This is a genomic window from Gluconobacter albidus (genome assembly GCF_002005485.1).
Taxonomy (GTDB): domain Bacteria; phylum Pseudomonadota; class Alphaproteobacteria; order Acetobacterales; family Acetobacteraceae; genus Gluconobacter; species Gluconobacter albidus.
In genome coordinates this window covers 1,037,279-1,054,419 of record NZ_CP014689.1, presented here as the reverse complement: position 1 = coordinate 1,054,419, position 17,141 = coordinate 1,037,279, and the positions used below count along the sequence as shown (strand labels likewise).

Sequence of the window (17,141 nt, the reverse complement as noted above, 5' to 3'; positions counted from 1 at the left end):
AGAAATGAACGCACTGCATCTGGCCTTTCAGTGGCTCCTGCTGCTGATCGTTGCAAGTCTTGTCATTTTCGCAGCCATGAACCTCCTGCCCGGCGACCCGGCCTCTGTCATGCTCGGACTGGACGCAAGCCCCGAAAGCCTCGCCGCCCTGCATCATCAACTCGGACTGGATACTTCCCTGCCCGCACGATATGCGCAGTGGATCAGCAGCTTTGTGCAAGGAAATCTGGGTCGGAGCTACATCTATGACGTGCCCGTCAGCAGCCTGATCGGCGAGCGCCTGCAAAGCAGCCTGCCCCTGATCCTGCTGGCCATGCTGCTCTCTCTCGGCGCGGGTATCCCCCTCGGCATGATCGCCGCCGCAAACCGGGGGAAAATGCCCGATATGGGCCTTATGGCGATGCTTCAGCTTTTGAAGTCCATTCCCGATTTCTGGCTGGCGATGATGATGACGTTCCTGTTCTCCCTGACCCTTCACTGGCTGCCGGCCAGTGGTTTTCCCGGATGGAATCATGGATTTTTCACCGGCCTGAGGGCGCTCGTCCTTCCGGCTGTCGCGCTTGCCGTTCCGCAGGCCGCCATCACCGCACGCTTCATGCGCTCCTCCCTGATCGAAACCCTGTCGCAGGATTTCATCCGCACGGCCCGCGCCCAAGGCTACAGCCGCTCTGGCGTCCTGTGGCGCATTGCGCTGCCCAACGCCCTGATTCCGGTTCTGACACTGGCCGGAATCCAGCTTCCGGTTCTCATAACGGGGAGCATCATCGTCGAAAGCGTCTTCAGCCTGTCCGGCTGCGGAAAACTCCTTTTGGAGGCCGTCAGCCAGCGCGATCTGCCTGTCGTGCAGAACCTCGCCATGCTGATCGTCACTGCCGTCATGATCCTCGGTTTTTTGCTGGCGGCACTGGTGCGTTTTCTGGACCCGCGCCTTGGAGAAGAGCGTCCATGAATACGCGCGCCAACCCGACATTATGGACCGGCAGCGCGTTACTCGGCATCGTTCTGCTCCCGGCACTCATTACGGCCCTGCTCACCGGTGCCAGTGCCCCGGCCATCGACGTCCTGCACCGCTATGCCCCCCTCTCCCTGTCACACCCGCTTGGAACCGATCCTTTTGGGCGGGATGTCATGATTTTTGTGCTCTCCGGAGCCTTCAACAGTATCCTGATTGCAGCAATGGCCGTCTGCCTTTCCACGATTGCAGGCACCGTGCTGGGACTGATCGCGGCAGGCAGGCCCCCTAGAGTCATCATGGGTCTCACAGATCTGGGGCTGGCATTTCCGCCCGTTCTGATCGCCGCTCTTCTGGTCACGGCGCTCGGAGCTTCAGCCATGGGCGAAATCCTCGCCATCGCCCTGTTCGGCCTTCCCGCCCAGATCCGCATCACCCGACAGGCCGCACGCGCCATTCTGATTCAGGACTATATCGCGGCCTCCCGTCTGGCCGGACGCGGCACCATTTCCATTCTGCGACGACACGTCCTTCCCAATATCCTCCCGCTTCTGACGGTTCAGGCCACATCCTCGCTTGCACTGGCCATCCTCTCAGACGCGGGACTGTCCTATCTGGGGCTGGGCGCACCGCCGCCCCGGCCGGATCTGGGACGAGCGCTGGCCGCCTACCAGATCCATGTTTTCGATCATCCGCTTCTGGTCGCCGTGCCGGGTCTGACGATCATGCTCCTCGTGCTGGGGTTCAACATGACCGGCGATGGACTGCGCGATGCTCTGGACGCTCCGCTGGAGGACCATCGCGCATGAATTCACTCCTGCATGTCAGGGACCTAAGCGTTCACAGCCCGGCCCAGCCAATCCTTCACGCCCTGTCCTTCACGCTTGAGCCGGGCAGGATCCTTGCCGTCATCGGCGAGTCAGGTTCCGGAAAATCCACACTGGCCCTGAGCCTCATGGGGCTGCTGCCACCCGGGTTCCAGCCTCGGGGAGAGCTCCGTCTGAACGGTCAGAACCTTCTGACGCTTCCGGAATCCCAATGGTGCCAGATCCGTGGGAAAACGCTCGGCATGGTCTTTCAGGAGCCCATGTCAGCGCTCAACCCCACACGAAGAATTGGCGCACAGATCGCCGACACGCTCCGGCTTCATACAACACTCACCCGTTCTGAGATCCGCGATCAAACCCTTGTTCTCATGAAGCAGGTCGGCCTTTTGAAAGCGGGCGTGAGCGAACGCGCCTATCCCCATCAGCTTTCGGGAGGGCAGCGACAGCGCGCGCTTCTGGCCATGGCACTGGCCTGCAAACCCGCCCTTCTGATCGCGGATGAATTCACCACGGCCCTTGACCCCCGCACCTGCGAAGACATGATGGCCCTTGTGCGCCAGCACACCGAAGCACACCGCATGGCCGTCCTGATGATTTCCCATGATCTTGGTCTGGTGCGCCATCACGCCGACCATGTTCTGGTCCTGAAAGATGGAACCTGCGTTGAACAGGGGCCAACCGCCTCCCTGTTCGACACTCCCGTCCATCCCTACACGCAGGCCCTCCTGTCCATGTCCCTGCACGGCGCGGCCCATGCCCCCTTCACACGCCTGCCCGTTTATACGGTACCGGCATGACCTCGATCCTTCAGGCCCGGAATGTGACGTTCGGACATTCCGGAAGGCGAATCCTGCACGCCATCAGCCTTGATGTCCTGCCGGGCCAGACGCTCGGAATCATCGGCGCGTCCGGCAGCGGAAAATCAACGCTCTGTCGCCTCCTCAGCGGCCTCGTCCCTCCCGATGATGGACAGATCCTGTATCAGGGACAGGATTTCGCGACAGCTTCCCGCGCCGTACGGAAAAAGATCCGTCCTGCCGTCCAGATGATTTTTCAGGACCCTTACGGCGCCCTCGACCCACGCCAGAAGGTGCGTGATATCGTGGGGGAAGCTCTTGATCCCGCACCGGACCGGGAAACACGCATTCTGACGGCCCTTGCCGAAGTCGGCCTCTCCGCCGAAAGCGCGGACCGCTATCCGAAAACTTTTTCCGGTGGCCAGAGACAGCGCATTGCGATTGCCCGCGCCCTGATCACGCGTCCTTCCGTCATCATCGCGGATGAAGCCGTCTCGGCGCTGGATGTTTCGACACAGGCCATCGTCCTGAACCTTCTGCTGGATCTGCAACAAAAACACGGACTGGCCTATGTTTTCGTCAGCCATGATCTGGCTGTCATCCGCCACATATCGCACCATATCGCCGTTCTGGAACAGGGCCGGATCGTGGAATCCGGGCCAGCCTCCACTGTGCTGAACAGCCCGACCCGGCCCGAGACGCGGGTACTGCTTGAAAATTCCTTCTGACCGACGAGGCCGCATGACCAGCCTGAACCTTCTCACCGACATCCCCGGCATCCGCGTCGGCCACAGTGAAGATCTGAGCCTGCGCACGGGCGTGACGGTCATTCTGTTCGACAATCCGGTCACCGCTTCCGGCAGCTTTCCCGGCGGCGCTCCGGCCCTGCGGGAAACCGCGCTTCTGGAACCCGAAAATCTGGTGGAGCATATCCATGCGGTCGTGCTGTCAGGCGGCTCCACTTACGGTCTGGATGCCACGACGGGGGTTCAGGCGTGGCTGCGGGAACAGTTTGGCAATGCGCCCCTTCCCCCAGGCACGATCCGCGTCCCCATCGTGGTGCAGGCCAGTCTTTACGATCTGCCAGCAGGCGCTCAGACGTCCTGGGGCCGCTACTCCCCCTATGCCGACATGGGGCATCAGGCTGCCGGAAATGCCTCTCAAGGCCGTTTCAGACTGGGCACGGCGGGCGCAGGAACAGGCGCCACGACGTCCACCCTCCGCGGAGGGCTGGGTTCGGCCAGCACCATAACCCCCGCAGGGCATCATGTGGCCGCACTGGTAGCGGTCAATGCCGTCGGGACAGCCACGATCGGCGATGGCCCCCATTTCTGGAGCACCCCTTTCGAACAGGGACGCGAATTCGGCGGTCTGGGTATGCCCGCGCATCTCACGCCGGAAGATCTGCGCCTGCGCTCCAAATGGGCCTCCGTCACCGGCACCACGATCGGCCTTATCGCGACGGACGCAACCCTCACCAAAACACAGGCCAGACGCCTGGCCATTCTCGCTCAGGATGGCGTGGCAAGGGGTGTCTTCCCGGCCCATCTGCCTCTGGACGGCGACGCCATGATCGGGGTCTCCACACGGGAAAAAGCGGCGCCGTCGCCTCAGGAATGGACGGAAATCCTCCATGCCGCAACGCAGGTCACGGCACGCGCGATTGCCCGAGGCGTGTACGAGGCGGGGCCCCTGCCCGGCACCACAGCCCTGCCCACCTGGCAGCAGCGTTTTGGACAAAAAGACGGGACGGTTGCGGAAACGATATAAAAATGACCTGACCCCCATTTCATATATTTTATTCTGAATCGTATATGATTATAGGACTCAGACCGAGTGTCATGTCCGAGGCTGAGTCCATGTCATCTGTTGTTCCGTCCTATCCCGTTCGCTCCCCCCTCCGTCAAGCCATTGCAGCAGACATGCGCAGGCCTGAGGCGGACTGTATCCTTCCCCTCATCGCGCAGGCCACGCTGACCGAGACGGAACAGCAGAACACGTTCGACGTCGCCCGCCACCTGACCCGCACCCTGCGAACGCAGCGTCGTCCGGGCGGGGTTGAAGCCCTTGTGCAGGAGTTTTCGCTCTCGTCGGCAGAAGGCGTATCCCTTATGTGTCTGGCCGAAGCGCTCCTGCGTATTCCTGATGCCGCCACACGCGACGCGCTGATCCGTGACCGGATCGGCACGGGGGACTGGCTGTCTCACATGGGCGGCAAAAAGACCATTTTCGTAAACGCGGCCTCATGGGGCCTGATGCTGACCGGCAAGCTGACCAACGACACGGATGAGGGCCTTGCCGCCACGCTATTCCGCCTCGTCGGACGGGGTGGCCAGCCGCTGGTTCGCCGTGCGCTCGACATCGCCATGCGGATGATGGGCGAACAGTTCGTGATCGGCGAAACCATCGAGGACGCGCGCAAGGTCAGCGCGGAACCCGAAGAGCGCGGCTTCAAATACTCTTACGACATGCTTGGCGAAGCCGCGATGACGGAAGCCGACGCCCTGCGCTACCGCCACGACTACGAGCGCGCCATCGACGTCATCGGCCAGACTGCCCGTGGCGCGAATGTCTATGAAAAAGCCGGTATTTCCATCAAGCTCTCGGCTCTTCACCCCCGCTATGCCTTCGCCCAGCGCGAGCGGGTCCTTGAAGAGCTGGGCCAGACCCTGAAGGATCTCGTTGTTCAGGCGCGCCGCTATGACATCGGCATCAATATCGACGCTGAAGAAAGCGAACGTCTAGACCTTTCGCTCGACCTGATCGAAAACCTGTGTCACTGCCCCGAACTGGACGGCTGGAACGGGATCGGGATCGTGGTGCAGGCTTATGGACGCCGCGCGCCGAAGGTTCTGGACTATCTGATCGACCTGGGGCGTCGCAGCGGACACCGCCTCATGATCCGGCTGGTGAAAGGCGCGTACTGGGATAGCGAAATCAAGAAGGCGCAGGTCGAAGGCCAGACGGATTTCCCGGTCTACACGCGCAAATGCTACACTGATGTCAGCTATATCGCCTGCGCCAAAAAACTTCTCGCCGCCCGCGATGTCGTCTTCCCGCAGTTTGCGACCCACAACGCCCGCACGCTGGCCACGATCTATACGCTGGCAGGACTGAACTTCCAGATTGGCGACTACGAGTTCCAGTGCCTGCACGGCATGGGCGAGACGCTTTATAATGAAGTCGTCGGGCCGCAGAAGCTCAACCGCCCGTGTCGCGTTTATGCTCCGGTCGGCTCGCATGAAACGCTTCTGGCTTATCTGGTGCGTCGTCTGCTGGAAAACGGCGCAAACTCCTCCTTCGTCAACCAGATCGGCGATGAGAGCCTACCGATTGAAAGCCTGATCGAAGACCCGGTCGCACTGGCCAAAGCCGTCCAGCCGCCGGGTGCCTCCCATCCGGCCATTGCCCTTCCGAAAGACCTGTTCAAACCCGAGCGGACCAACTCGCGCGGACTGGACCTGACCGAGGAGCACACCATCACCGCTCTGGAAGAAGCCGTCTGTGCGTCTGCCGAGCAGGCTTTGCAGGATACATCCTGTTCGGGCGAAGCGCAGGATATCCGCAACCCCTCCAGCCATTCGGACCGGATCGGCACGGTCCGTTTCGGAAACAAAGCCGATGTCTGCAAGGCCATCGACTTTGCAGAAAGCGAGATGTCGGCATGGGCGGCTCTTTCCGCCGACGAGCGAAGCGCAAAGCTTGACCGTGCGGCTGATCTGCTGGAACAGCACCAGAAAGACCTGATGGCCCTTCTGGTCCGTGAAGCGGGAAAATCCTACGCCAATGCGCTTTCCGAAGTCCGCGAGGCCGTGGATTTTCTGCGCTATTATGCCGCACAGGCTCAGGACATCGCACGGATAGGCAGTAGTGCGCCGCTCGGCGTCGTCGCCTGTATCAGCCCGTGGAACTTCCCGCTCGCCATCTTCCTTGGACAGGTCTGCGCCGCACTTGCGGCTGGCAACACGGTCGTTGCCAAACCGGCCGAGGAAACCCCCTTCATCGCCCTGCGCGCCGTCGCCCTTCTCCGGGAAGCGGGAGTTCCGGAAAACGCACTCCGCCTCGTTCCCGGCGCGGGCGAAACCGGCGCGGCCCTCGTGGCCGACACCCGGATTTCCGGCGTGATGTTTACCGGCTCCACGGCTGTCGCCGGGCTGATCGCCAAGACCCTGGCCGGCCGTACCGGAGTGGACGGGCAACCCGTTCCGTTCATTGCCGAAACGGGCGGACAGAACGCCATGATCGTGGACAGCTCCGCCCTGACCGAACAGGTGGTGGCAGATGTTCTGGTCTCAGCGTTCGACAGCGCAGGCCAGCGCTGCTCCGCCCTGCGCGTCCTGTGCGTGCAGGAAGACTGTGCCGATCGCGTCCTGACCATGCTACGCGGTGCGGTCGAGGAACTGCGTGTCGGCAACCCGGCGGAACTGCACACCGATGTCGGCCCCGTCATCTCCGCCGAAGCCCGCTCAGGCATTCAGACCTATATTGACGAATCCCGCGCGCTGGGCCGCCCCGTCTGGTCTCTTCCGCTGCCGGAAAGCATGGAAAAGGGTACCTTCATCGCTCCGACGATCCTCGAGATCGACAGTCTGGCAGACCTTAAGGGTGAGGTTTTCGGGCCGGTGCTACACGTCCTGCGCTTTGAATCCCGCGGCTTCGAAGCCCTGCTCAACGCCATCAACCAGTCCGGCTATGGTCTGACATTCGGCCTCCACACCCGGATCGAAAGCCGCATGGCGCATGTTACGTCGCGCATCGAAGCCGGAAACCTCTATGTCAATCGCAACATGGTCGGCGCGGTTGTGGGCAGCCAGCCTTTTGGCGGCGAAAAACTGTCAGGAACAGGACCGAAAGCCGGTGGTCCCCTGATCCTGCGTCGCCTGATGAGCATGACACCGGCCCACGCCGACTGGAACAGACAGGAACTTCCCGAGCCTGCCCGGCAGTTCCTGTCCTGGCTGATGCAGAGCAGTTTTCCGCTTTATCAGAAAATCGTGGAAGGCATGCAGCACGGCCTGTGCGGCGCCACACGCGAACTTCCCGGCCCCGTTGGCGAGACCAATCTCTACCAGCTTCTGCCGCGCGGTTCCGTCCTGTGCGTCGCCAGTGACCGAGAAACCATGCTTCGTGCCGTAGGGCTCGCCCTCAGTGGCGGAAACACGGCTTTCGTTCAGGGTCCCAATGTGGCCTCGGACTGGGTCTCCGATCTGCCGCATGCCCTCGCTTTGCATATCCGCCGGACACAGGGCGGGCGCGTTGCAGGATGCCGGACGATCCTCGCGTCTTTCGAAGAACGACAGATGGCCGAGCAGGCCCGTACGGCCCTGTCGCGCTCGGGCATGGTCGTGCAGCTTTACATGCTCGACGCAAAAAGCCCGATCCGGCCCGAATGGGTGCTCCAGGAAAAAGTCGTCAGCACCAATACAACGGCAGCAGGTGGCAATGCGAGCCTGATGACCATCGGATAATATCACGCCGGGAATATCCCACGGGCATGATCGTTTGTTGCGATCATGCTATGAGGACCGCCCCACTGACGGATAACCGACCTCATGAGCGACGCCGCACCGATTTTCACGCCTGTTGACACGAAAAGCGGCTCGGCCTCGCTCGAAATCGCAGAGGCCCTGCGCCGTGCCATCACGGACGGCGTATTGACCGACGCCCAGCCGCTGCGTCAGTCCGAACTGGCCCGCAATTTCGGCGTCTCCACCATTCCGGTCCGCGAAGCGCTCAAACAGCTTGAGGCGGAAGGCCTGATCGCCTTCCTGCCCCATCGCGGCGCCGTGGTGACGGGAATGAGCGAAGCAGACATTCTGGAATATTCAGACATCCGCGCCTCCTTGGAAAGCATGGCCGCGGGGTTGGCCATGACGACCCTCACCCGTGTGGATCTGGCGCGCATCGAGGACGCCTATGAATCGTTTGTCAGCGGAACCGGCGATGGACATGACATGGCGCAGTCCGGGCGACTGAACTGGGAATTTCATGGTGCCATTTATGCCGCCGCGCGCCGCCCGCGGCTTTACGGCATGATCCATGACCTCCATTCCCGCCTATACCGCTATATCCGCGCTCATCTGGAACTGCCGGGCCGCAAGGCCGCAACGGACGCCGAACACTTCCGTATCCTGCTGGCCTGTCGGGAACGTGACGGCGAGGAACTCGCAAGGCTGACGAAGCAGCATATCCAGGAAGCCGCGTCCCTGTCCCTGGACGTCATCCGTAGCCGGAAGGTCTCCTGAACCTTCAGCGCGCCGGGTGAGCAGTCACCAGCGTCGCTGGCCCCCGTTCATCAAACCAGCAGTTCAACGGGCCGTCCGCATGGAAAAATCCCGGTATGCTGTCGATAATATGCGCGCTCTGCTCCAGACACGCCACAAGACGGACGTGGAACACACACCCTGTGGCCGTGCCGAAGCCGATCAGCCGCGCAGCGTCTCGCAGGGACGCAGCCGTACCAGCCGGGTCCCGACGCAGCATTCTGAAAGACGCAAGGGCCGTGTTCAGGGCTTCCGTCTGGGCCGCAGTCAATCCGGCCTTCTCCGCTGCGCGCCTGAGGCGGATCAGCAGACGGCCGAGGGACAAGGCGGCAAACGCACCATCGACATAACCCTGCCGGTCAATCGGTGACGTGACCAGAGACAGACGCATCAGCAGACTCGAGACTTTCTGGATCTGCGCCCCTTCCCACACCATCCAGGACGGGACTTTCGCACCCGGCTGACTCGAAAGACTCTGCAGACTGCGCCCCAGAGACAGCACAAGCCGCGATGCATACAGCCGCTGGTCGGCAGGCATGATCACCCGGAACACCAGAACAAGCAGCACACATCCCATCAGGATGGCCAGCCACGTATTGATGAGCGTGATGTCATCCACAACCATGCTGTTCGTCACCATCAACTGCATGGCCAGAAAGACCGTGTAGCCAAAAGCGCCGATCCCGTAGCGCGGGTGAAACTGGAGCCACACACCCGGCAACATGCAGGCGCAAATCGACAGCCAGAGCATCGGATAGCCATCCACACGGGGGAGCGCCACGATATGGCACAGCCAGCAGGCTGGGACCGAAAGCGCCGTTCCGATCGCCATCGGCAGGCTCGCACGGGCAGCTGAGGGCACGGTCGACAACAGGCTCGATGCTGCCACCACATACATGATCATCATTGGACCGGTCGGAAAATACGTGATGTACCAGATCATGCAGGCCAGAAAGGCGATCAGCATTCCGCGCAATCCGTTATAGATCGCAGACATCCATTCCACATACAGCCCTACCCGAACCCGGACATGCGCGCCACGCGGGCTCGACAGATCCAGTACGATTTCCCGAAGCTGAAACAGAATATCACGGGTATTATCGACAGACGCCTGAGCAGCGGGCGATGTTGCGGAACGCTCCAGATCCTCCAGCCGCTGCTGGGAATCTTCCAGACATGCAAGCACGCTCTGCGGTTGTTCGATCCATCCCGCACTCTCCGTCAGGACAAGGATCCGGGTCAGCGTATCGCGGATTTCCCGATGAACGGACGCTGAGAGCGAATTTGCGATCCCCAGATTGCGCCAGTACGGATGATAGGACGCAACCAGCCCCGTCATGCGACTAACCGCCAGCCTGTAACCCCGCACGCCTGCATGAATGTCCGGATTGTCGGTCGCCGCGTATTCGATCGCCGGTCCCAGACGCGCAAGCTGCCCCATGAGGCGCTGTCTGCCGTCATACAGGGTCTGGGGCAGTGTCCGGAAGGCCCCGTCCGCGATGGCAGGTTCCACGTTCTGAATATCCTGCGTTCCGGCAGGACGAACCAGTCCTTCATGGAAGACCAGAGCATGGCGAAGGGTCTCGCGGAACGCACCCGACAGCGCGCCCATCGTCCCCTGACGCCGCCGGGGCGACGTCACCATGAAAACAGCCGCCGTCACCACGATCCCGAGCGCCACGTCCGACACCCGCATCATCGCCGACAGGAAAATGTTCTCGGGATGCGAGAAAGCCGGAACGGCCACGATGATGATCGTATATCCGGCCAGAACAGCCGCATAAGCCCTGAAATACCGCAGACATGTCGCCGTCATGCAGGCCAGCCCGACGAAGACCGAAAGCGCCATGAAATACAGGACGGCAGACTGCACGAACATCGCCATGACAGCCGTACTCAGCGCTGCTCCAATCACCGTCCCGGTCATACGCCACACACTTTTGGACACCAGCGCGCCTACGGTCGGATTGGCAACGATCAGAACGGTCGTAACCGTACTCATCGGCGATTCAAGCTGGATCATGAACGCCAGAAAAAGCGCAATCCCGATGGACAGGAAAACACGCGCCGTGAAAGCGGCTGTCGCGAGAAAATTCTGCCAGCGCAGGCTGCTGCGGTCCAAAGAGAACGTCTGACGAAAAAGATTTTTCATAAGGAGCCGCAGTTTCAGCAAGACGACACACCGGACAGGGAAAATCTGCTCTCCATCATGCCAAGCTGATCCCGGAGCATCTCCGCGGCATCTTCGGCAAGCCCTTCAGTCAGCCGGGCTTCAAGTTCGGCCGCAATCTGCTGGAACCTCCGACACCGTGCCATCCCGGCTTTCGTCAGTGCCACAAGATTGGAGCGCCGGTCATGAGGATCAGGCTCGCGCGAAATCAGCCCCTCTCGTCCCAGCTGATCGAGAACCCGGACGAGTGCCGAACTGTCCACGCCCATGACGGAGGCCAGATCGCTCTGTTTCAGGCCGTTTCCCATCACCATCAGATAGGCCATGGGCCGCATGGTCGCGAGCGTCATGCCTTCAGGGCGCAGAAGACGGTCAAGCTGGGCCCGCCACAGGCTCGACAGCCGCATGACATGAAAGGTCAGCTCCATGTCATGAAAACTGCTCTCCCGAAGAAGGGACGTACCATACTGAACAGCCATTTTTGATGACACCTCAACCGTTGACATATCAATAGATTATATGACAACATAAAACTAGAAAACAGATCCTGTTGACATTTTCGTCAGGAGGTTCAGTTTTTGATCCATATCACCCGCCGACTGTCCTCCGTGTAATGGAGGAGTCGTTGTGTCTGAGTGAGGAGCGTTGTGGGCGAGTTGTCTTACAGTCTGGCGTTTGGCAGTCTGGTGGTTGACGCTGGAGCTGGCTTCTGATGCTGGCTGAAGTTAACCTGTTTGGCGTTTTCGTTGCTCCGCTTTCCATTTATGCCGTAGCGGCGGTCTTTGTAACGTTACTGCTGAGAAGCCTTCTGTGGCGCACGGGCGCCCTGGGATGGTTCTGGCACGTCGCTCTCTTTGAAATAGCGCTCTATGTCTGTGTTCTCTGTCTGCTCATCCTTTACGTCTAGGGAGGGTCAGCGATGAACTGGACCCGCAGTGTAATCCGTGTCCTGCTGACCCTTGTGGTGCTGGCGCTCGCCATCGGCCTGGGGCGGACGATGTGGGACATCTATGTCCTCGCCCCCTGGACCCGTGACGGCCGCGTGCGCGTCTATGTCGTAGACGCCGCCCCCGAAGTTTCAGGCACGGTCGTGGCCGTGCCGGTCGTGGACAACGAGTATGTTCACAAGGGCGATCCGCTCTTTGTGCTCGATCCGGTGCGCTTCCGCCTCGACATCGACGCCGCCCGCGCCCGTCTGGCCGGAGCCGAGGAAGACCTCAAGCTCCGCAGCTCCGATGCAAAGCGCCGCATGGGACTGGGCGGTATCGTCTCGGCGGAAGAACAGGAAGACTTCAACTCCAACGTCGAGACCCAGCGCGCCAAGGTCAACGCGGCCAAGGCCGAGCTGAACACCGCCCTGCTGAACCTCCAGCGCTCCACGGTCTATTCGCCGGTGGACGGCTACATCACCAACCTGAACCTGCGCGTGGGTGATTACGCGCATGCCGGTCAGCCCGGTATGGCCGTGATCGACGCGCACAGCTTCTGGATCAACGGCTATTTCGAAGAAACGAAGATGCACGGCGTGCATGTGGGGGACGAAGCCCGCATCAAGCTGATGGGCTACAAACAGATCCTCATGGCGCATGTCGTGAGCATCGGCCGCGGCATCAACGACCAGAACGGCGTGTCCGACAAGCTGGGCCTGCCGGACGTCAATCCGATCTTCACCTGGGTGCGTCTGGCGCAGCGTATTCCGGTGCGTCTGGAACTCGACAGCGTCCCGCCGAACATCACGCTGGCGGCCGGCATGACGGCCACGGTGACGATCGGGCGCGAAACGCCGGGCGCGCGCGGGCGTCTGACCACCTGGCTGCAGAACCACCTCTGACATGTCCCGCAAATTCCTGACCCTTGCCCTGAGTACCTGTCTGTCGCTGACGGCGTGTACGGTGGGGCCAAACTTCACGCCGGACCGGATCAAGGTGCCCGACGCCTTCGTCGAGCAGCCCCATCCCGCCACGGCCGATGCGCTGGCGCAGTCGGCGGCGGACATGAAGGACTGGTGGTCGCAGTTCCACGACCCCATGCTCAACGAGCTGGTGGATCAGGCGATCAAGGGCAATTACGACCTGCAGATCGCCTCGCAGCACATCATCGCCGAGCGCGCCGTCCGCCGTCAGGCACAGTCGGCCTGGTATCCGCAGCTCGACGTGGCCGCAGGCGGCGGCGATGACCGCTATTCGATCAATATCGACAACTGGCCGCTGCGTCCGGGCAATCCGGCCAACCGCCCCGAAGCTTCGGTCCTGACCTATGGCGCGCGGGCGACCTGGGAAGTCGATCTGTTCGGGCACATCGCCCGGCAGGTGGAAGAGCGCAAGCGGATCGTCGAAGAGTCGATCGAGAACCGTCGGGGCGTTCTCCTGGCCCTGCTGGCAGAGATGGCGACGGACTATGTGACACTGCGCTCCGTGCAGGAGCGTCTGACCGTGACCGAGCGTGCCATCGACGTAGCCGTGCGCTCGCGCGAACTGACCGAAAAGCTCTACACCCATGGCCTCGGCAACACGCTGGCCGTGGCGCAGGCCCAGACGGAAGAACATCTCGAGCGCGCCCGTCTGGCGCCGTTGCACGAGCAGGAAGAGCGGCTGATGCATGCCATCGCCGTCCTTGTTGGCGACATGCCGGGCCAGCTTGAGGAAGAGCTGGAAAAGCGCCGTCCGATCCCCGATCTGCCGCGCTTCCCCGACAGCCTGCCATCGATCGTGCTGGCCAACCGCCCCGATATCCGCGTGGCCGAGGCCGAATACGCCGCCGACACCGCACGTGTGGGCATTGCGGTTTCGAACCTCTATCCGAAATTCATGATCCCGCTGACGTTCAACCCGAACGCTTCCGCCGCCTATCAGGCGTTCCAGGCGGGCGGCATGGCGTGGAGCTTCATGATGATGGCGACGCTGCCGGTCATTCATGGCGGCCGCTACACCGCCGCCATCGCGCAGGCCCGGGCCGAGGCCGAGGGCAGCCGTCTGAACTACCGCAAGACGGTGCTCAGGGCGTTCGCGGATGTCGAGGACGCGATGGGCGACTGGCGGCATAATGCCGAACTGGTCGAGCAGCTGAACCAGGCCTCCGTCGACGCCGGCCTCGCCCGCGACCGCGCCCAGAAGCTCTTCGGGGCCGGTCTGACCGGCTATCTGAACGTGCTGACGACCGAACAGACCGCCCTGTCCGCACAGGACCAGGCCGTCGTCGGACGTCTCGCCCGCGTCCGCAACGCCGTCGCCCTCTACATCGCCCTCGGCGCCGGATGGCAGGGAAAAGCCCTCACCGACACAAGGCTCCCCGTCGAAGTCAATCAGCAAAACGCTTTCGTCAGAGCTTTTACAAGGTAATCTTGAGCAGGTTGGTCGTATAAACCATTTGGTTTTTATTACAAAACACGACAGTATCCGTTCAGGACTTCCTGACCAGTCAACAAGGATCAGTGATGGGCAGACTGACCTTACTGCGCAATTTTTCCGCCCTCGCGATAGCTACACTCACACTTAGCCCTCATGTGTATGGCCGGACCATCCATGACTGTGTCACAATGAGCGAAGTCCTTCCCTTTCTCAATCCGGCTGGCGCTCCCGTCATTCATGCCCAGATCAATGGTCATGATGTCGGTTCTTTTTTCTCAACGTTCACGACCCGAACCAGCGTCTGGGATGCGAAAGGCTTTGATTTTTACCGGCTCGACCCTGTCAGAACCATGTCAGTCACAGGAACGGGCGGGAACTATTCCACCACAATCGAAAGCCTCCAGATCGGTCATTCCGTACTCAAGGACATGACAGCATTACTGGTCAACGAACGGCCACCCAAAACGCCGGATGGTCTGCTTCTGATGATGGACCTCGGATGGGACATTCTTGGACAATATCATCTGCTAATCGACAGATATTCGCAGAAAATTGGGATTTTTACTTACGATACCGCTGCGGACTGCCCGGATATCGGAACACTTCTGAAAAACCCGGGGCCAGCCATTCCCCTGACATCCATTGATGATGAGTCCCCGCAACTCAATCAGATGACGGCTCTTCTGGATGGCCACAAGGTGGACATGCAGATCAATACGAGCGCCAACCGCTCCATCATCCAGCAATGGGTAGCGCGGAAGATGGGCATTTCACGGCGTATGCTCGCGCAGGATGACGAAATCCGCGTTGGCGCTGGCGACGTCCTGCTGGGGCACAGGCATCATTTCAGCACGCTGCAACTCGGCTCACACACGCTGCATGACATCACCCTGGATGTCGTCCCTGATGCGGAATTCAATATTCTGGGAATGGACGTCCTCAAGCATTTCAACGTCCTGATCAACCCTATGGCCGGTAAACTCTGGTTGGAGGACTACGTTCCTCCGCCCGGCCATATGGAGGAAAAGGCCCTCCCCTGGTCGCCGACCCATGACCGGCTGAGCATCACTCACGCCAGCGAGGAAAAGCAGGCTCCTCCTCTCCCCGCCGGACCACAATGAAACTCAGGCTTCTGTCGAACCGCCGTCCACGTCAAACGTCACACCCTGTGCCAGCGGCAGCGTGCGCCCATAATTGATGGCATTGGTCTGCCGCCGCATATAGGCCTTCCATGAATCCGAACCGGACTCACGGCCACCACCTGTCTCTTTTTCACCGCCGAAAGCTCCACCGATTTCCGCACCGGACGGTCCCATATTCACGTTTGCAATGCCACAATCCGATCCCCGCGCAGACAGGAACTGCTCCACTTCCCGGATATCAGTCGCAAAAATCGAAGACGACAGGCCTTGCACTACGTCGTTCTGAAGCGCAATAGCCTCATCCAGCGTGTCGTATTTCATGACATACAGGATCGGCGCGAACGTCTCCTCCAGAACCGGCCCCAGCTGAGACGGCATTTCAACCAGTGCCGGGCGCGCATAAAATGACGCCTCCCCGTTCACATCGACGCGGGTTCCGCCATGAACCGTACCGCCCGCATCCGCCGCAGCCTGGAGACTGTCCTGCATCATTGTGAAGGAAGCCGCGTCAATCAGGGGCCCGACAAGCGCCGCTCCCTCGATCGGATTACCAACCGAAATGCTCCTGTAGACATTCACCAGCTTGGGCACGAGCGTGTCGTAAACGCTGGAATGGACGAACAGACGCCGTAACGTCGTGCAGCGCTGTCCGGCAGTTCCCATTGCGCCGAACGCAACAGCCCGCAGCGTCAGATCCAGATCGGCAGACGGCGTGACGATGGACGCATTGTTGCCGCCAAGTTCCAGAATGGAATGACCGAAACGCCGCGCCACACGCTCGCCCACGTCACGGCCCATACGGGTCGAACCCGTCGCGGAAATGACCGGCACACGGCGGTCTTCTACCATCAGTTCGCCAATATCACGTCCGCCGACGAGCAATGTGCTGAGCGCAGCTGGCGCATCAGTGCCGAAGCGCGCTGCGGCCTTGAGGAACAGAGCCTGGGTTGCCAGTGCGGTCAGCGGTGTCTTTTCCGAAGGCTTCCAGATCACGCTGTCACCGCAGACCAGCGCCAGAGCCGCATTCCACGACCAGACCGCAACCGGGAAGTTGAATGCCGAAATGATACCGACGGGCCCTACAGGATGCCACTGTTCCGTCAGGCGATGATCCGGTCGTTCGGAGGGGATCGTCAGGCCGTACAGCTGGCGGGACAGACCGACCGCGAAATCGCAGATATCAATCATTTCCTGCACTTCGCCCAGACCTTCGGACGGAACCTTGCCCACTTCCAGCGTCACGAGCCGACCAAGCGCTTCCTTGTTCGCCCGCAATTCCTCTCCCAGCAGGCGGACAAGCTCACCACGACGCGGCGCCGGCACCGTGCGCCAGACCCTGAACGCCTCTGCCGCACGGCCGATCGTCGCCTTCGCGTCTTCCGCGCTGATTTCCGCAACTTCCGCAATCCGCTCGCCCGTCAGCGGCGACGTTACTGCCAGAGTACCTCGCGTGTAGAGATCAGCCGACACGCCAAGGCTGTCGAGAAGCGTTGTAACTTCGGAGCGGAGAGAGGCAGCCATCGTTCTTCCTGTCTGGGTTTCATAGCACTTATCCCATTCACAAACCGTTACGACCCGCACGTCAAGATGATCCCGGAAACACTCTCCCCTGACAGGCACATATTTTCCGGTCTGGGTGAAAC

Annotated in this window: 14 protein-coding genes; 11 read left to right on the top strand and 3 right to left on the bottom strand. The window is 61.1% G+C overall.

Features of this window, described 5'->3' with window-relative positions; translation table 11 throughout:
- Positions 1–4 precede the first annotated feature (4 nt).
- The 7 genes from A0U94_RS04685 (at position 5) to A0U94_RS04655 (ending at position 8,821) form a co-directional block, all read left to right on the top strand.
- A complete protein-coding gene (locus A0U94_RS04685) occupies positions 5–949 on the top strand; it encodes an ABC transporter permease (RefSeq protein WP_077803844.1) in 945 nt (314 codons plus the stop codon).
- Positions 946–1,761: an ABC transporter permease gene (locus A0U94_RS04680; RefSeq protein WP_062027640.1), complete on the top strand. Its 816-nt coding sequence runs from the start codon at positions 946–948 to the stop codon at positions 1,759–1,761. Before A0U94_RS04685 ends, A0U94_RS04680 begins: the two co-directional genes overlap by 4 nt.
- Positions 1,758–2,576, top strand: a complete 819-nt coding sequence (locus A0U94_RS04675) for an ATP-binding cassette domain-containing protein (RefSeq protein WP_062027643.1) — start codon at positions 1,758–1,760, stop codon at positions 2,574–2,576. The genes A0U94_RS04680 and A0U94_RS04675 overlap by 4 nt, the downstream gene beginning before the upstream one ends.
- Positions 2,573–3,304 carry an ATP-binding cassette domain-containing protein gene (locus A0U94_RS04670; protein WP_077802594.1) on the top strand — a complete coding sequence of 244 codons (732 nt, stop codon included), beginning with the start codon at positions 2,573–2,575 and terminating at the stop codon, positions 3,302–3,304. Before A0U94_RS04675 ends, A0U94_RS04670 begins: the two co-directional genes overlap by 4 nt.
- 13 nt (positions 3,305–3,317) lie before the next feature.
- Complete coding sequence (locus tag A0U94_RS04665) at positions 3,318–4,346, top strand: P1 family peptidase (protein WP_077802593.1); 1,029 nt, start codon at positions 3,318–3,320, stop codon at positions 4,344–4,346.
- A gap of 89 nt (positions 4,347–4,435) precedes the next feature.
- Complete coding sequence (gene putA, locus A0U94_RS04660; RefSeq protein WP_244178065.1) at positions 4,436–8,044, top strand: bifunctional proline dehydrogenase/L-glutamate gamma-semialdehyde dehydrogenase PutA; 3,609 nt, start codon at positions 4,436–4,438, stop codon at positions 8,042–8,044.
- A gap of 84 nt (positions 8,045–8,128) precedes the next feature.
- Complete coding sequence (locus A0U94_RS04655) at positions 8,129–8,821, top strand: GntR family transcriptional regulator (RefSeq protein ID WP_077802591.1); 693 nt, start codon at positions 8,129–8,131, stop codon at positions 8,819–8,821.
- Positions 8,822–8,825: 4 nt separating this feature from the next.
- Here the strand turns inward: A0U94_RS04655 and A0U94_RS04650 are convergent, their stop codons facing one another.
- Positions 8,826–10,991: an FUSC family protein gene (locus A0U94_RS04650; protein WP_077802590.1), complete on the bottom strand. Its 2,166-nt coding sequence runs from the start codon at positions 10,989–10,991 to the stop codon at positions 8,826–8,828.
- Between the two features lie 14 nt (positions 10,992–11,005).
- Positions 11,006–11,488: a MarR family winged helix-turn-helix transcriptional regulator gene (locus A0U94_RS04645; protein WP_077802589.1), complete on the bottom strand. Its 483-nt coding sequence runs from the start codon at positions 11,486–11,488 to the stop codon at positions 11,006–11,008.
- Positions 11,489–11,721: 233 nt separating this feature from the next.
- Between A0U94_RS04645 and A0U94_RS04640 the strand changes: the two genes are divergently transcribed.
- From A0U94_RS04640 to A0U94_RS04625, 4 genes are all read left to right on the top strand, one after another.
- Positions 11,722–11,916, top strand: a complete 195-nt coding sequence (locus A0U94_RS04640; RefSeq protein ID WP_062026972.1) for a DUF1656 domain-containing protein — start codon at positions 11,722–11,724, stop codon at positions 11,914–11,916.
- Between the two features lie 12 nt (positions 11,917–11,928).
- Positions 11,929–12,840: an HlyD family secretion protein gene (locus A0U94_RS04635; RefSeq protein ID WP_077802588.1), complete on the top strand. Its 912-nt coding sequence runs from the start codon at positions 11,929–11,931 to the stop codon at positions 12,838–12,840.
- Between the two features lies 1 nt (position 12,841).
- The gene (locus A0U94_RS04630) at positions 12,842–14,347 is read left to right on the top strand and encodes an efflux transporter outer membrane subunit (RefSeq protein WP_062026976.1); all 1,506 of its coding nucleotides are present in this window, start codon (positions 12,842–12,844) and stop codon (positions 14,345–14,347) included.
- Between the two features lie 197 nt (positions 14,348–14,544).
- Positions 14,545–15,477: a retroviral-like aspartic protease family protein gene (locus A0U94_RS04625; protein ID WP_167369347.1), complete on the top strand. Its 933-nt coding sequence runs from the start codon at positions 14,545–14,547 to the stop codon at positions 15,475–15,477.
- Positions 15,478–15,480: 3 nt separating this feature from the next.
- Here A0U94_RS04625 and amaB read toward each other — a convergent pair whose 3' ends face one another.
- Entirely contained in the window at positions 15,481–17,019 is a 1,539-nt protein-coding gene (gene amaB / locus A0U94_RS04620; RefSeq protein ID WP_077803843.1) for an L-piperidine-6-carboxylate dehydrogenase, read from the bottom strand.
- Positions 17,020–17,141: the final 122 nt, after the last annotated feature.

Bases quoted from the DNA above. Each gene is read 5' to 3' on its own strand.
- A0U94_RS04685 (WP_077803844.1), top strand. From the start codon at position 5: ATGAACGCACTGCATCTGGCCTTTCAGTGGCTCCTGCTGCTGATCGTT.
- A0U94_RS04680 (WP_062027640.1), top strand. From the start codon at position 946: ATGAATACGCGCGCCAACCCGACATTATGGACCGGCAGCGCGTTACTC.
- A0U94_RS04675 (WP_062027643.1), top strand. From the start codon at position 1,758: ATGAATTCACTCCTGCATGTCAGGGACCTAAGCGTTCACAGCCCGGCC.
- A0U94_RS04670 (WP_077802594.1), top strand. From the start codon at position 2,573: ATGACCTCGATCCTTCAGGCCCGGAATGTGACGTTCGGACATTCCGGA.
- A0U94_RS04665 (WP_077802593.1), top strand. From the start codon at position 3,318: ATGACCAGCCTGAACCTTCTCACCGACATCCCCGGCATCCGCGTCGGC.
- putA (WP_244178065.1), top strand. From the start codon at position 4,436: ATGTCATCTGTTGTTCCGTCCTATCCCGTTCGCTCCCCCCTCCGTCAA.
- A0U94_RS04655 (WP_077802591.1), top strand. From the start codon at position 8,129: ATGAGCGACGCCGCACCGATTTTCACGCCTGTTGACACGAAAAGCGGC.
- A0U94_RS04650 (WP_077802590.1), bottom strand. From the start codon at position 10,991: ATGAAAAATCTTTTTCGTCAGACGTTCTCTTTGGACCGCAGCAGCCTG.
- A0U94_RS04645 (WP_077802589.1), bottom strand. From the start codon at position 11,488: ATGGCTGTTCAGTATGGTACGTCCCTTCTTCGGGAGAGCAGTTTTCAT.
- A0U94_RS04640 (WP_062026972.1), top strand. From the start codon at position 11,722: ATGCTGGCTGAAGTTAACCTGTTTGGCGTTTTCGTTGCTCCGCTTTCC.
- A0U94_RS04635 (WP_077802588.1), top strand. From the start codon at position 11,929: ATGAACTGGACCCGCAGTGTAATCCGTGTCCTGCTGACCCTTGTGGTG.
- A0U94_RS04630 (WP_062026976.1), top strand. From the start codon at position 12,842: ATGTCCCGCAAATTCCTGACCCTTGCCCTGAGTACCTGTCTGTCGCTG.
- A0U94_RS04625 (WP_167369347.1), top strand. From the start codon at position 14,545: ATGAGCGAAGTCCTTCCCTTTCTCAATCCGGCTGGCGCTCCCGTCATT.
- amaB (WP_077803843.1), bottom strand. From the start codon at position 17,019: ATGGCTGCCTCTCTCCGCTCCGAAGTTACAACGCTTCTCGACAGCCTT.